We start from the raw sequence: 14,340 nt of genomic DNA on the forward strand, positions 1-14,340 counted from the left end.
ATGTCGGTCAGGCGCGCGCGGCATCCGGCACGGGCCGCACGACGTAATCGGTCGGGTCGCGCGTCTGCCGGACCAGCGCCGGCACGATCTCCGCATACGCGGCCAGCGTGCTGCGGTACGGCGGCGGCATGTCGGCCTTCACGGCCTCGTGCAGCTTCGGCAGCGCGTGGAACGGCACCATCGGGAACATGTGGTGCTCGACGTGGTAGTTCATGTTCCAGTACAGGAAGCGGAACACCGGATTCATCATCACGGTCCGGCAGTTGCGCCGGTGATCGAGCACGTTCTCGGGCATGCCCGCGTGCTGCGTGAGGCCGAAATACAGGTACAGCCACGCGCCGTAGAGGCTCGGCAGCCCGATGTAGAGCAGCGGCAGGATCGTGTGCCAGTAGAGCGACGCACCGGTCACGAGCGCGTACACCGCGAGATGGATGCGAGACTCGCGCACCACCTTCCGCCGTTCCGATTCGGGCACGTAGGTGCGCTCCTCGTCGTCGAGCCGGCCGGTGAACGCAGTCGCGATCATCTTGCGCAGCTCGCCGGCCACATGCTTCAGCGCAACGATGTTCAACGCGAGCGAGAGCCAGTCGGTCGGCTTCGGTGCGGCGATTTCGGGATCGCGCCCGACGACCAGCGTATCGGTGTGATGGCGTGCATGGCTCCAGCGCCACGCCGTCGCGCGGCGGAATACCTGGAACGACGCGACCTGGTACAGCACGTCGTTCATCCAGCGCGTGCGGAACGCGGTGCCGTGCCCGCATTCGTGCCAGCGCGAGTCGGCCGGGCTGCAGTAGAGCGTGCCGTACACGAAGAACGCGGGAATCGCCCATGCCGAATGTGCGCGCCACGCCAGCCATGCGAGCATGCCGCTGATCGCGATCGCCGCGTACCAGATCAGCGTGTCGCGGATCGCTCGCGCATCGCCACGCTGCATCAGCTGCTTCATCAGCGGTCGCGGCACCGGGCATCGATACCACTCGGCGTTGGCGAGCCCGGCCGCCTGCGCGCGCTCGCCGGCGCCGCCGATCATCCGGTATGCCTGACGGCGCGCCGCCGCGCGGTCGTGCGCCTGATCGTCGATTTGAGCCACGTGCGTCTCCTGGATTCCTTGTTCGTAGGAAGCGCGGCAAGCGCTTCGGCATGGAATCAAAATTAGGCCCGCGGCCTCCCCCGCTCAATTGAAACGTTGACGAAATTTCGCCATCGCTTTAGCGTTCCCCGCATCGCCACGTCTCGATGGCGACACCACGATGGAGACAACCATGGCAGGCGAATCCGGGCCGCGCTGGCGCAAGCGCACCGCACGCTTCGACGAGATCGCGGCGCTCGCCGGCGTCAGCACGACCACCGTCGACCGCGTGCTGAACGAGCGCGGCAGCGTCTCGGCGCAGGCCCGCGAACGCGTGGTGGCGGCCGCGCGGCAGCTCGGCGTGCCGCGCCAGCTGCCCGACACGCGGCACGGGCTGCTCCACGTCGACGTGCTGCTGCCGGATACCGACGCGGCGTTCTTCCGGCGGCTGCAGCTGGCGCTGCAGCGCTCGCTGCAGATGCTCGACCGGCGCGTGGTCGTGCACCGGACGATCCTGCCCGCCGCCGACGACGAGCGGGCCGCCGCCCTGATCGAGCGGCCCGCCTACCGGCGCGCGGCGCTGATCGTCACGGCGCGCGACACGGCACGCGTGCGCGACGCGCTGGCCGGCGCGATCGCGCGCGGCGAGACCGTCGTGACAATGGTCACCGACATCGGCGGCATCGACCGCGCGCACTTCGCCGGCATCGACAACTACCGGGCCGGGCGCACGGCCGGCTATTACATCGGCCGCCTGGCGGCACGCCCCGGCCGCGTGCTGCTGCTCGGCGGGCGCATGGGCTACCGCGCGCACGCCGACCGGATGGCCGGCTGCCGCGACCAGCTCGCCGAAGCGTTCGCGGCCGTCCGCTGCGACGACGAGCCGGTCGAGACGCTCGACCAGGACGATCGCTGCTACCGCGCGGTGACGAAGGCGCTGCAGGCGCACGACGACGTGGTCGCGATCTACAACAGCGGCGCCGGCTCGGCCGGCATCGAAGCGGCGCTGCGCAAGGCCGGCGCGGCCGGCCGCGTCGTGTGGATCGGCCACGAGATGATCGACCTGCACCGCAGCTTCATCGAATCCGGCGCGATGGATCTCGCGATCGACCAGGATCCGGACGGCCAGGTGATTTCCGCGCTGCAGCACGTGCTGCATGCGTGCGGGATCGTCGAACAGCCGCCACCGGCCGATCCGGTCGAATTCCGCGTGTTCTGTCCGGCAAACGTGAGAACGAGCGCGTACCTGCCGGCCTGAATTCGAACACCCGGCACACCGTCTGTCGCGCCGCATGCGCATTGCGAAAAAATCGACCGCCGCATTGGCGATTTTTCGTCAACGTTTGTCATGCAGCCCGCGCCGCGCGTCCGTACATTGGGCAGCCAATCCCATGACAACGGCGGACAGGAGACGATGGCTGAACCGATCCTCATCGGCGTGAACCTCGACGGCGTGCTCGAACACGACGGCCTGCCGTTGCCCGCGCCCGCCGAACGCTTCCGGAGGGTCGCCGGCGCCGGTGTGTTCGACTACGTCGAGAAGAACCCGACGCGCGGCGAGGACCTGTCGCCGTATTTCGCGCTGGTCGAACGCCATGCGCTGCCGATTCGTGTGATCGGCGGCATCTGGTGCGCGGGACGTGACGAAGCACACGTCGCCGAGATCGTCGACGCGGGCGCGCGCTTCGGCAGCACGGTGCTCAACTGCCAGCTGCATGCGCATCACGCGGACGGCCATCCGCTGTCCGACCGCGAGGTCGCCGATTTCTACCTGCGGACCTACGAGCGCGGCGAGCCGGCTGGCTGCCTGCCGAGCCTCGAAGTGCACGTCGACATGTGGAGCGAGGATTTCACGCGCATCGCACGCGTCGCACGGCTTGTCGAGCAGGCCGGCGTGCCGTTCCGGATCACGCTCGATCATTCGCACCTGCTGTTCAAGATCGGCAACCACACCGAACTCGATGCGTCGGGCATCCGCGACGCGGCCGACGGCGGCCGGCGGTTGCTCGACCCCGCATCGCCCGACGCCCTCTACGCCGACTGGATCGCGCGCGGCTGGGTCCGGCATGCACATGCGCGCAGCGTGATGCCGAACAATCCGGACAACCCGTGGATGCGCCGCGCCGACGGCAGGCCCGGGCGCGGCATCCAGTACCCGTTCGTCGCGCCGGCTCCAGGCACCTATCACGGCGCATGGCGCGCGGATGAACTCGACACGTGGAAGGCCGCGCTTCGGCAGTTGCTGCACGCGCAGGCCCACGTACAGCCGGCGCGCGTCGAGCAGATCAGTTGCGAATTCATCCCGTTTCCCGACTACGGCGGCGGCGCGCGCTATTCGATCTTCGACAACAACGTCGCGTGCGCGCATTGGCTGCGCGACACGTGGCGAGCCCTCGCCGCGCCGCCGGCAGCCGACGTCGCGCACACCGGCACCTGATTCGCCCCCGCCCCCACTCGAGACCCAAGGACAGAACGATGACGCAAGCCCTCCATTTTTCGCTGAACCGGATGAGCGCACCGCGCTTGCCGTTCGACCGTTACGTCGCGCTGTGCCAGCGCCTCGGCGTCGACACGATCGAGATCCGCAACGATCTCGACGGCGTCGAGATCAACGATGGCACGCCGGCCGCCGCCGTGCGCGCAACGGCCGAGGCCGGCGGCGTGACGATCCTGACGATCAACGCGCTGCAGCGCTTCGAGCAATGGAACGCCGAACGCGCGGACGAGGCGTCCGTGCTGGCCGACTACGCGGCGCAATGCAGCGCGCGTGCGCTGGTGCTGTGCCCGACCAACAGCCGGAGCGACACGCGCAGCGCGGACGTGCGCCACGCGGATCTCGTGAAGGCGCTGAAGGCGCTCAAACCGATTCTCGACACGCGCGGCCTGCTCGGCTTCATCGAACCGCTCGGCTTCGAGGAATGCGCGCTGCGGCGCAAGTCGGATGCGGTAAAAGGCATCTACGATGCGGCGGGCGAACACGTGTTCCGCCTCGTGCACGACACGTTTCATCATCACCTGTCGGGCGAGGACATCTTCTTCCCGAACCTGACGGGCCTCGTGCACATCTCGGGCGTCGAGGAGGACGACCTGCCGGTCGACCGGATGCGCGACGGCCATCGCGTGCTGGTCGGCGGCGCCGACCGGCTCGGCAATATCCGGCAACTGCGCGAACTGCTTGCGCGCGGCTACCGCGGCGCGTTCTCGTTCGAGCCGTTCGCGCAAGAAATCGCCGAAGCCGACGACATCGAGAACCGGCTGCGGGCGAGCATCGACTACGTGCGCGGCGCACTGGCGAATCAATGACCGCCACCACGGTACACAGCCAACTGCAACTGCGTACCGGCGCAAATCCACGAAATCAACAGGAGAACGGAATGATCGAATTCGCGTTGTTCGGCGCGGGACGGATCGGCAAGATCCACGCGGCGAATCTCGCGCGCCATCCGGGCGCGAAGCTGAAGTACGTCGTCGACCGGCATGCGCCGTCGGCTGAAGCGCTGGCTCACGCGCACGGCGCGCAGGTGGCCGACGTCGAGCGCGCACTCGGCGATCCGGACGTCCGGGCGGTCGTGATCGCATCGAGCACCGACACGCATGCGGACCTGATCGTCGCGGCCGCGAATGCGGGCAAGGCCATATTCTGCGAGAAGCCCGTCGACCTGACCGTCGAGCGCTCGCGTGCGTGCGCGGACGCCGTCCGGCGCAACGGCGTGACCTGCATGATCGGCTTCCAACGCCGCTTCGACCCGACGTTCGCCGCGCTGAAGGCGCGCGTCGAGCGCGGCGAGATCGGCGCGCCCGAAATGCTGGTCGTCACGAGCCGCGATCCGGGCGCGCCGCCCGTCGACTACATCCGCAGCTCGGGCGGCATCTTCAAGGACATGCTGATCCACGATTTCGACGTGTTCCGCTGGATCCTCGGTGACGAAGCGCAGACGCTGCACGCGACCGGCAGCTGCCTGACCGATCCGGCCGTGCAGGATGCGGGCGACATCGATTCGACGGCCGTGACGATCCGCACGCTGCGCGGGCTGCTGTGCCAGATCAACACGTCGCGGCGCGCCGCGTACGGCTACGACCAGCGTTTCGAGCTGCTCGGCAGCAACGGGATGCTGCAGGCCGGCAACGTGCGGCCGACCGAGGTGAGTGCGTGGCTCGCGGCCGGCATCGCGACGGATGTGCCGGAGCCGTTCTTCCTCGAACGCTACCGGCATGCGTATGCGGCCGAGATCGCGCACTTCGTCGATGCGCTGCGCGACGGCACGCCGGTCCGCACGACGATCGACGACGGGCTCGCCGCGCTCGAACTGGCCGAGGCCGCGATGACGTCGTGGAAAACGGGGCGCGTAATCGAGCTGTAACGTCACCGGCGACAGGTGACGGCGAACCGCGCAAGCGGGCCGCCGCCGGACGATCGGCAACCCACCCGGACGAGACGCGCTCAGCATGCGACCGCGTCGGGAAAATTTGCCGAAGCGTCGCGCGGCGTGCGCGTGAAAGCACGTATGATGGCGACTTGATCTGCGTCGCCGACATCCCGCTTTTTCACCACCATGCTCGATCACCTCATCTGCGACTGCGACGGCGTGCTCGTCGACAGCGAAATCATTGCCGACCGCGTCCTGCTCGACACGCTGTCCGCCACGTTCCCGAATCTCGATTTCGAAGCCGCCGCCAAGTCGGCGTTCGGCCAGCAGACGTCGCGCTTCCTGGCGGGAATCGAATCCCGCTTCGGGATCGAAATGCCGGCCAACTTCATCGAGACCATCGAGCACAACATCGAGAGCGCACTCGCGCAATCGCTCGCGCCGATCTCCGGCGTGCGCGACGCGCTGCTGAAGGTGAGCCTGCCGGCGGCCGTCGTGTCGAACAGCCGGCTCGCACGCGTGCGCAGCTCGCTGAAGCGCGCGGCGCTCACCGAGATCTTCGGCGATCGCGTGTTCAGCTCCGAACAGGTGGCACGGCCGAAGCCCTACCCCGACGTCTACCTGCATGCGGCGCACACGCTCGGCGTCGCGCCGGAGCGCTGCATCGTCGTCGAGGACAGCGTGTCGGGGCTGAATGCCGCGCGGGCGGCAGGCATGAAGACGATCGCGTTCGTCGGCGCGAGCCACATCCCCGACAATTACGCGGATGCACTGCGCGCGATGGGCATCACGCGGATCATGCGCAGGATGGACGAACTGCCGGCGTTCGTCGAAGCCGGCATGCGCGGCGAATTCGGGGACGTACAGTCCTGATGGTCGTGCCGGCCCGATCACGCTGATCGGGCCGATCCGGCGTGCGCCGGTTCACGCACGCCGTGTCATGGGCGCGACCGCGCCCGCCCTTCCTTTCCCTCAGGCCGGTTCGCAGCAGCGCTCGCGCGCGGCGGCCAGCGCCTCGCGGAACTCGACGAGCTCCGCGATCGTCAGCATCGGCAGCCCGTGCTGTTGCGCGAAACGCTCGACATCGTCGCCGCGCGTCATCGTGCCATCCGGATTCATCAGTTCGCACAGCACGCCGGCCGGCTTCAGGCCCGCGAGAATCGACAGGTCGACCGTGCCTTCGGTGTGACCGCGGCGCGCCAGCACGCCGCCCGGTTGCGCACGCAACGGAAACACGTGGCCCGGGCGCACGATGTCGTGCGGCTTCGCCCCTTCTGCGATCGCCGCGCGGATCGTCGTGACGCGATCGGCCGCCGATACGCCCGTATGCACGCCTTCGCGCGCCTCGATCGACACGGTGAACGCAGTGCCGTTGCGGCTCTCGTTGGTCTGCACCATCGGCGGCAGCTCGAGCGCACGCACGGTATCGTCGGTCAGGCACAGGCACACGATGCCGCTGCATTCGCGGATCAGCAGTGCCATCGTCTCGGGCGTGATGCGCTCGGCGGCAACGATCAGGTCGGCTTCGTTCTCGCGGTCGTGGTCGTCCTGCAGCACCACGGCACGGCCGGCGCGCATCGCTTCGAGCGCGGCGGCGATGCGCGGCGGCACCGGTTCGGAATCCAGCAACGGGAGATCGGCAAAGGCGTCGGCGGGTGCCGACGAAACGGACATCAAGGACATGTGAAACGCTCCTCGCAAATACGATTTGGGCGAAAAACGTTTCAGGGCATTGCAAACAGACAGAACGACAACCCGCTTCGCACACATCGCGAAGCGGCCCTGACGGACATGACTATCTGCACATCTTCTCTCATCCGGACTATGACCGTCGGCTCTGGCATTCGACCAGATCTGCTGACCCCGCGCGGATGCGCGGGCGCTCGCGGGCTCGCCGGCTTACGCCAGCCTACCGCCGGTGGGGAATTTCACCCCGCCCTGAAGACGCACTGATTGCCGGATGGGCCAACCCCATCGACGGCGGGCCAAGCATACAACAGCTGCGCAGCGAACACTGCGTAAAACCTTACTGACGACTCCGTCTAACGGCATCGTCCAACCGGCCGACGGACGACCCGCGTGCTCGTCCGAACGGCGAGCACGCGGGCCGCTTCCGTGCGGCCTGCGTTGCGCGGTCAGCCGGCCGCGTGCGCGGCATGTGCCGCATGCGCCGCATCGGGCACGAGCCAGCGCGGCGGCACCTCGGGACTCACCGTCACGCGGAATGCGCGCGCCTCGCTGTCGCCCGGGTTGCGCAGGCTGTACGGCTGGTCGGCATCGAACACGATCGCGTCGCCGGTCGCGAGCAACTGGCGGCGGTCGTGCACGCTGACTTCGAGCGTGCCCTCGCTGACGACGAGGTTGACCGTCGTGCCGGGCGCGCGGCGGGCGCCGGGCTCCGTATGCAGCGGCGCGATCCGCAGCTCGTGGAACTCGGCCGCGGCCGGTTCGCCTTCCGGGTACAGCGCCCGCGCCGAGAAGCGGCCGTTCGAGCTGACGACCCGCGACGCACGCTCGGCCGCCAGATGCTCGAAGCCGTTCACCGCATGGCGGCGCAGGAAGGCGGCGACCGATACCTTCAGCGCCGCGGCGATCTTGCAGAGCACCTTGATCGACGGCACGCTGCGCGCCGACTCGATCTGCGCGAGCATCGCGCGCGACACGCCGGACAGCCGCGCGAGCGCATCGAGCGACAGCTGCCGCTCGGCGCGCAACCGCGCGAGGTTCACACCGACGACCTGTTCGAGAGCGTCGAGCGACGCGGACGCCCGCGCATCGGCGGCGTTGCCGGATTCGAAGGAAGACACGTCGCGCACGAGCGCCAGGGATGAAGACATAGCATTGCCTCCGGGCCGCGGTGCAGCCCTGCGTATGGGGTAAGCCGGGATCGGAATCGGGTTGCGCCAGCAACGGCGCGTATCGAGACGCTATCACCCGGTCTTGCACCGGCAAACGAAGTTATCTTCACACCGTTATCAGCATCGCGGAGGAATGCGTTCCTCGCGAACCTTTTCCCGCCGCTATCGCGTCGCGCCGGTGCCGCGCGTTGCACCGTTCATTGCGCCGCCGACGCCGTGCCGCGCGCCGGCCCGCGCGCGTCGAGCCGCATCGCGAACCCCGTGACGACGAGCGCCGCGAACGTCACCGCGACGGCCACCCAGGGCAGTGCATCGAGCGCGAGGCCGTGTTCCAGCGCAAGGCCGCCGAGCCACGCGCCGAGCGCATTGCCGACGTTGAACGCGCCGATGTTCAGCGTCGATGCGAGATGCGGCGCGCTCGCAGCCTTCTCGACCACGTGCGCCTGGAGCGGCGGCACCGTCGCGAATGCGGCGATCCCCCATACGAACACGGTGACGGCCGCGGCGACCGGATGGTGGCTCGTCCTGGCGAACACGACCATCACGGCCATCAGCGCAACGAGGATCGCGATCAGCGACGGCATCAGCGCGCGGTCGGCGAGCTTGCCGCCGAGCGTGTTGCCGATCGTCAGCCCCGCGCCGAACAAGACGAGGATCAGCGCGACCGCACGCGGCGAATAGCCCGACACGGTCTGGAGAATCGGCGCGATGTACGTGAACACGACGAACACGCCGCCGAAGCCGAGCACAGTCATCAGCAGTGCGAGCCACACCTGCGGCTCCTTCAGCACGCGCACTTCGCGGCCGAGTCCGACCGGCCCGCTGTCGTGGCGGTTCGGCACCAGCGCGGCGATGCCGCCGAGCGACAGCACGCCGAGCGCGGCGACGATCCAGAACGACGCGCGCCAGCCGAGCAACTGGCCGACGAAGGTGCCGAACGGCACGCCGAGCACGTTCGACAGCGTGAGCCCCGTGAACATCAGCGCGATCGCGCTCGCACGCTTGTCGGCCGGCACGAGCGACGCGGCGACCACCGCGCCGATCCCGAAGAACGACCCGTGCGCGAACGACGTGACGACGCGTGCGACCATCAGCATCGCGTAGCCGGACGCGGTCGCGCACAGCACGTTGCCGACGATGAAGATCGCCATCAGCCACTGCAGCGCGGCCTTGCGCGGCATGCGGCTCGTCAGCACCGCGAGCAGCGGCGCGCCGGCCGCGACACCGAGCGCGTAGCCCGTGACCAGCAGGCCGGCCGACGGCAGCGACACGGCGAGGTCGCGCGCGACTTCGGGCAACAGGCCCATGATGATGAACTCGGTGGTACCGATGGCGAAGGCGCTGATCGCAAGCGCCAGGAGCGGAATGGGCATGACGTTCTCCGGAAGGGGGCGGCCGCGGCGCCCGGTCGGTGCCGCACCGCACAAAAGGCAGGATGTGCGCATTGTCCCGAAGATGGCGATATTTGATAATTGGCGTGGCATTTGAACCATTTTCAAATATCTCTGGAAAATTGTATGGATCGACTGGGCGATATCCGGCTGTTCGTCGAGGCGGCCGAACTCGGCAGCCTGTCCGCCGCCGGGCGCAAGCTGAACCTCACGCCGGCCGCCGCGAGCGCGCGGCTCGCGAAGCTCGAGGCGGCGGTCGCCACCCGGCTGTTCGACCGTTCGACCCGGCAGTTGCGGCTCACCGACGAGGGCCGCCTGTACCTGACAGGCTGCCGGCAGGCATTGCAGGCGCTCGACGACGCGAACGCGCTGCTGCAGGCCGGCCGCAACGTCGTCGGCGGCCGGGTGCGGCTGTCGGCGACGTCCGATTTCGGCCGCCGCCGGCTGCTCGACTGGCTCGACGAATTCACCGCGCGCTACCCGGACGTGACGTTCTCGCTGACGGCGTCCGACTCGACGGTGAACCTGTGGCAGGACGAGATCGATCTCGCGATCCGCTTCGCGGCGCCGCCCGACGGCGCGCTGATCGCCCGTCGGCTCGCCGCGGACCGGCGCGTGCCGTGCGCGGCGCCGTCTTTCATCGAACGCCACGGCATGCCGAGTGACCCGCACGATCTGGCCCGCTTTCCGTGCAACGTGATCACGGTGGCGTCCGGCCCGATGAACACGTGGCGCTTCACGCGCGGCGACGGAGGCGACGAAATGCAGACCTGCACGGTGCCGCTCGCCACCGCGTTCGAGACCAACGACGGCGGCCTTGCTCGCGAGTGGGCGCTGCGCGGCCGCGGGATCGTGCTGAATTCGATCTGGGATGTCGCCGACGACATCCGCGCCGGGCGGCTCAAGGTCCTGCTCCCGGACTGGCGGCACCAGAGCGCGCCGCTGCACGCGATCTATCCGGGCAAGCGCTACATGGCGCCGCGCGTGCGCGTGCTCCTCGACTTTCTCGCCGAACGCTTCGCGCGCGAGGAAGCCGCGCACGAAGACCTGCTGAACGCGTGCCGCTGACGGCCGGCGCACCGACGCCAAGGGGTCGGAACGTGGTGGACGGCGTCGCGCGGCCGCAACCCGCCGCCGGTCCCGGTCGGCATGAAAAGCTATAATGAAAGGCTTTCCCGACGGCTTTTCGTGCTGGCTGCGCGCCCTTCGCGTGCAGCGCACGGCCGTCCCGATTCACCTTACAGACGACGCCCCCAGGTCAACCACTGCGAACGGCGAACCCCCATGACCAAGAAAGTTTACGTAAAGACCTTCGGCTGCCAGATGAACGAGTACGACTCGGACAAGATGGTGGACGTGCTGAATGCGGCCGAAGGCCTCGAAAAGACCGATACGCCGGAAGACGCGGACATCATCCTGTTCAACACGTGCTCGGTGCGTGAAAAGGCGCAGGAGAAGGTGTTCTCCGATCTCGGCCGCGTGCGCGAGCTGAAGGAAGCGAAGCCCGGCCTGCTGATCGGCGTCGGCGGCTGCGTGGCCAGCCAGGAAGGCGCATCGATCGTGTCGCGCGCGCCGTACGTCGACCTCGTGTTCGGCCCGCAAACCCTGCACCGCCTGCCGCAGATGATCGACGCGCGCCGCGAAAGCGGCCGTGCGCAGGTCGACATCTCGTTCCCCGAAATCGAGAAGTTCGACCACCTGCCGCCCGCGCGCGTCGAGGGGCCGAGCGCGTTCGTGTCGATCATGGAAGGCTGCTCGAAGTACTGCAGCTACTGCGTGGTGCCGTACACGCGCGGCGATGAAGTGTCGCGCCCGCTCGACGACGTGCTGACCGAAGTCGCCGGCCTCGCCGACCAGGGCGTGCGCGAAGTCACGCTGCTCGGCCAGAACGTGAACGCGTATCGCGGCGCGCTGGCGGCCGGCTCGTCGGAAATCGCCGATTTCGCGACGCTGATCGAATACGTCGCCGACATCCCCGGCATCGAGCGGATCCGCTACACGACGTCGCACCCGAAGGAATTCACGCAGCGCCTGATCGACACCTACGCAAAGGTGCCGAAGCTCGTGAGCCACCTGCACCTGCCCGTCCAGCACGGCTCCGACCGCATCCTGATGGCGATGAAGCGCGGCTACACGGTGCTCGAATACAAGTCGGTGATCCGCAAGCTGCGCGCGATCCGCCCGGACCTGTCGCTGTCGACCGACATGATCGTCGGCTTCCCCGGCGAGACCGAGGACGATTTCGACAAGATGATGGCGCTCGTGCACGAGATGAGCTACGACACCAGCTTCTCGTTCATCTACAGCCCGCGCCCCGGCACGCCGGCCGCAAACCTGCACGACGACACGCCGCGCGAAGTGAAGCTCAAACGCCTGCAACATCTGCAGGCGACCATCGAGGAAAACGTCGCGCGCATCAGCCAGTCGATGGTCGGGAAGGTCGAGCGGATCCTCGTCGAGGGCCCGTCGCGCAAGGACCCGAACGAACTCGCGGGCCGTACCGAGAACAACCGGGTCGTGAATTTCCCGGCGCCGCTCGCGTCGCACCCGCGCCTGATCGGCCAGATGATCGACGTGAAGATCAACCACGCCTACCCGCATTCGCTGCGTGGCGAGCTCGTGCTCGTCAGCGACGACGCGAGCGCGGCCACGCACTGACGCTCAACAGGAGCCCGACGCCACTTTGAAGCCGACCCAAGCACTGGAATTCGTCGCGCCGCGCGACGACAACGCGCGCCTCGCCAACCTCTGCGGCCCGCTCGACGAGAACCTGCGGCAGATCGAACAGGCGCTCGACGTCACGCTGTCGCGACGCGGCCACCGGATCGCGATCCGCGGGCGCGGCGCCAAGCTCGCGCTCACCGCACTCGAGAACTTCTACAACCGCGCGCGCGATGCGCTGTCGGTCGACGACATCCAGCTCGCGCTGGTCGAAGTGCGCCACACGTCCGGCAACGGCCGCCAGGACACGCTCGACGTGCGCTTTCGCGGCGACCCCGACCATCCGTTCGACGAGCCCGTCGTGCAGCTCGACGCCAGCGAGCCGGACGAGGAGCCCGCGCCGAAGCTCTACACGCGGCGCGCCGACCTGCGCGGCCGCACGCCGGCGCAGCGCGAGTACCTGAAGCAGATCCTGTCGCACGACGTGACGTTCGGCATCGGGCCCGCCGGCACCGGCAAGACCTACCTCGCGGTCGCGTGCGCGGTCGACGCGCTCGAGCGCGACCAGGTCAAGCGGATCGTGCTGACGCGCCCGGCCGTCGAGGCCGGCGAGCGGCTCGGCTTCCTGCCGGGCGATCTCGCGCAGAAGGTCGACCCGTACCTGCGTCCGCTGTACGACGCGCTGTACGACCTGCTCGGCTTCGACAAGACGGCGAAGATGTTCGAGCGCCAGATGATCGAGATCGCGCCGCTCGCGTACATGCGCGGCCGCACGCTGAACCACGCGTTCATCATCCTCGACGAGGCGCAGAACACGACGCCCGAGCAGATGAAGATGTTCCTCACGCGGATCGGCTTCGGCTCGAAGGCGGTAGTGACCGGCGACACGAGCCAGGTCGACCTGCCGCGCGGCCACAAGAGCGGCCTCGTCGAGGCGCAGCAGGTGCTCGGCGGCGTGCGCGGCATTGCGCTCACGCGCTTCACGAGCGCGGACGTCGTGCGCCATCCGCTCGTCGCGCGCATCGTCGAGGCGTACGACGAATTCCACGCGCAGCACCAGGACGGCTGAGCGGCCGGCGGCACCTGTACGCGCCGCCCCGGCATGACGGCCCGGCCCGCCAGACGGCGCGCCGGGCTTTTTTTCGCCTGTGTGAATTCGGGTGCGATCGGCCGTTTGGTGTATCCTCAACGCGTCCTAATCGCCGCACGCGTCATGAAATCCTCCCGTTCCCGCAAGTCCGAGCGCGCCAAGTCCGCCGCGCCCGCCTCCCCCCGCCTGTCGCTGTTCGATGCGAAGGGCAAGGCCCGGACCGTCAACGCGCAAGGGCTGCGAATCGACTTCCCGGATGGCCGCAGCCTGATGTTCGACCTGTCGGGCAGTTCGGGAGAAGCCGCCGTCGCGATCGTCGCGCAGCACAACGATCCGGCCATGCGCGCGAAGCTCGCGCTGCAGCCCGAGCACTACGACAGCGTGACGCTGCACGTGGGCGCCGAGCCCGCCCCGCGCGAAGACGACACAGAAGACGCGCTGCGCGAGCCGGAGCTCGACCTGTCCGTGCAATACGGTGATGAAATCACGAGCGACGTGCGCAAGACGCTGCCGAAGCGCAAGCTGATCGCCGAGTGGATCGAGCCGGCGCTGTTCGCCAGCGCGCAGCTCACCGTGCGCTTCGTCGGCGAAGAAGAAGGCCGCACGCTGAACGCCGGCTACCGCCACAAGGACTACCCGACCAACGTGCTGACCTTCGCGTACGACGCGGCACCCGACGGCACCGTGATCGGCGACCTCGTGCTGTGCTGCCCGGTCGTCGAGAAGGAAGCGCACGACCAGGGCAAGCCGCTCACGGCCCACTACGCGCACCTGCTGGTGCACGGCGCGCTGCACGCGCAGGGCTACGACCACGAGACGAGCGACGAGGACGCAGCCGAAATGGAAGCGCTCGAAGTCGACATCCTCGCGAAGCTGGGTTTCCCGAACCCGTACCAGTAAGCCC

General features: G+C 68.5%; 13 protein-coding genes and 1 riboswitch. Of the genes, 9 read left to right on the top strand and 4 right to left on the bottom strand.

From position 1 onward, the window contains the following. Positions 1-7: 7 nt before the first annotated feature. Entirely contained in the window at positions 8-1,090 is a 1,083-nt protein-coding gene (locus CFB50_RS14885) for a fatty acid desaturase family protein (RefSeq protein WP_089446356.1), read from the bottom strand. A 172-nt stretch (positions 1,091-1,262) separates the two neighbouring features. On the opposite strand from CFB50_RS14885, the gene CFB50_RS14890 reads away from it, so the two are divergent. The 5 genes from CFB50_RS14890 (at position 1,263) to CFB50_RS14910 (ending at position 6,309) form a co-directional block, all read left to right on the top strand. Further along, a complete protein-coding gene (locus CFB50_RS14890) occupies positions 1,263-2,327 on the top strand; it encodes a LacI family DNA-binding transcriptional regulator (RefSeq protein ID WP_089446357.1) in 1,065 nt (354 codons plus the stop codon). Between the two features lie 156 nt (positions 2,328-2,483). Then, positions 2,484-3,506 carry a xylose isomerase gene (locus tag CFB50_RS14895; RefSeq protein WP_089446358.1) on the top strand — a complete coding sequence of 341 codons (1,023 nt, stop codon included), beginning with the start codon at positions 2,484-2,486 and terminating at the stop codon, positions 3,504-3,506. A gap of 38 nt (positions 3,507-3,544) precedes the next feature. Beyond that, positions 3,545-4,372 (top strand): TIM barrel protein, encoded by an 828-nt coding sequence (locus CFB50_RS14900; protein WP_089446359.1) that lies wholly within the window; start codon positions 3,545-3,547, stop codon positions 4,370-4,372. A gap of 71 nt (positions 4,373-4,443) precedes the next feature. Then, positions 4,444-5,430, top strand: coding sequence for an inositol 2-dehydrogenase (gene iolG / locus CFB50_RS14905; RefSeq protein WP_089446360.1), 987 nt, complete (start codon positions 4,444-4,446; stop codon positions 5,428-5,430). Positions 5,431-5,622: 192 nt separating this feature from the next. Continuing rightward, positions 5,623-6,309, top strand: coding sequence for an HAD family hydrolase (locus tag CFB50_RS14910; protein ID WP_069248801.1), 687 nt, complete (start codon positions 5,623-5,625; stop codon positions 6,307-6,309). Between the two features lie 99 nt (positions 6,310-6,408). On the opposite strand, the gene ribB is transcribed toward CFB50_RS14910, so the two are convergent. From ribB to CFB50_RS14925, 3 genes are all read right to left on the bottom strand, one after another. Continuing rightward, complete coding sequence (ribB, locus tag CFB50_RS14915) at positions 6,409-7,119, bottom strand: 3,4-dihydroxy-2-butanone-4-phosphate synthase (protein ID WP_039360016.1); 711 nt, start codon at positions 7,117-7,119, stop codon at positions 6,409-6,411. Positions 7,120-7,237: 118 nt separating this feature from the next. Further along, a riboswitch (FMN riboswitch) is annotated at positions 7,238-7,386 on the bottom strand. Between the two features lie 185 nt (positions 7,387-7,571). Further along, positions 7,572-8,273: a helix-turn-helix domain-containing protein gene (locus tag CFB50_RS14920; RefSeq protein ID WP_089446361.1), complete on the bottom strand. Its 702-nt coding sequence runs from the start codon at positions 8,271-8,273 to the stop codon at positions 7,572-7,574. A gap of 218 nt (positions 8,274-8,491) precedes the next feature. Further along, a complete protein-coding gene (locus tag CFB50_RS14925) occupies positions 8,492-9,667 on the bottom strand; it encodes an MFS transporter (RefSeq protein ID WP_089446362.1) in 1,176 nt (391 codons plus the stop codon). A 144-nt stretch (positions 9,668-9,811) separates the two neighbouring features. Between CFB50_RS14925 and CFB50_RS14930 the strand changes: the two genes are divergently transcribed. The 4 genes from CFB50_RS14930 to ybeY all read left to right on the top strand — a co-directional run bounded on the left by CFB50_RS14930 (position 9,812) and on the right by ybeY (position 14,336). Further along, positions 9,812-10,753, top strand: a complete 942-nt coding sequence (locus CFB50_RS14930) for a LysR family transcriptional regulator (protein ID WP_089446363.1) — start codon at positions 9,812-9,814, stop codon at positions 10,751-10,753. A gap of 216 nt (positions 10,754-10,969) precedes the next feature. Next, entirely contained in the window at positions 10,970-12,343 is a 1,374-nt protein-coding gene (gene miaB, locus CFB50_RS14935) for a tRNA (N6-isopentenyl adenosine(37)-C2)-methylthiotransferase MiaB (protein ID WP_039360028.1), read from the top strand. A gap of 25 nt (positions 12,344-12,368) precedes the next feature. Beyond that, positions 12,369-13,415 (top strand): PhoH family protein, encoded by a 1,047-nt coding sequence (locus CFB50_RS14940; protein WP_069248806.1) that lies wholly within the window; start codon positions 12,369-12,371, stop codon positions 13,413-13,415. A 144-nt stretch (positions 13,416-13,559) separates the two neighbouring features. Beyond that, positions 13,560-14,336 (top strand): rRNA maturation RNase YbeY, encoded by a 777-nt coding sequence (gene ybeY, locus CFB50_RS14945; protein WP_069248807.1) that lies wholly within the window; start codon positions 13,560-13,562, stop codon positions 14,334-14,336. Positions 14,337-14,340: the final 4 nt, after the last annotated feature.

The sequence above is a fragment of the Burkholderia sp. AU33423 genome (assembly GCF_002223135.1).
Classification (GTDB): domain Bacteria; phylum Pseudomonadota; class Gammaproteobacteria; order Burkholderiales; family Burkholderiaceae; genus Burkholderia; species Burkholderia lata_D.

Excerpts from the sequence above, each read along its gene's own strand:
- CFB50_RS14930 (WP_089446363.1), top strand. The coding sequence starts at position 9,812 with ATGGATCGACTGGGCGATATCCGGCTGTTCGTCGAGGCGGCCGAACTC.
- CFB50_RS14925 (WP_089446362.1), bottom strand. The coding sequence starts at position 9,667 with ATGCCCATTCCGCTCCTGGCGCTTGCGATCAGCGCCTTCGCCATCGGT.
- ribB (WP_039360016.1), bottom strand. The coding sequence starts at position 7,119 with ATGTCCTTGATGTCCGTTTCGTCGGCACCCGCCGACGCCTTTGCCGAT.
- CFB50_RS14910 (WP_069248801.1), top strand. The coding sequence starts at position 5,623 with ATGCTCGATCACCTCATCTGCGACTGCGACGGCGTGCTCGTCGACAGC.
- CFB50_RS14890 (WP_089446357.1), top strand. The coding sequence starts at position 1,263 with ATGGCAGGCGAATCCGGGCCGCGCTGGCGCAAGCGCACCGCACGCTTC.
- miaB (WP_039360028.1), top strand. The coding sequence starts at position 10,970 with ATGACCAAGAAAGTTTACGTAAAGACCTTCGGCTGCCAGATGAACGAG.
- iolG (WP_089446360.1), top strand. The coding sequence starts at position 4,444 with ATGATCGAATTCGCGTTGTTCGGCGCGGGACGGATCGGCAAGATCCAC.
- ybeY (WP_069248807.1), top strand. The coding sequence starts at position 13,560 with ATGAAATCCTCCCGTTCCCGCAAGTCCGAGCGCGCCAAGTCCGCCGCG.
- CFB50_RS14900 (WP_089446359.1), top strand. The coding sequence starts at position 3,545 with ATGACGCAAGCCCTCCATTTTTCGCTGAACCGGATGAGCGCACCGCGC.
- CFB50_RS14895 (WP_089446358.1), top strand. The coding sequence starts at position 2,484 with ATGGCTGAACCGATCCTCATCGGCGTGAACCTCGACGGCGTGCTCGAA.
- CFB50_RS14920 (WP_089446361.1), bottom strand. The coding sequence starts at position 8,273 with ATGTCTTCATCCCTGGCGCTCGTGCGCGACGTGTCTTCCTTCGAATCC.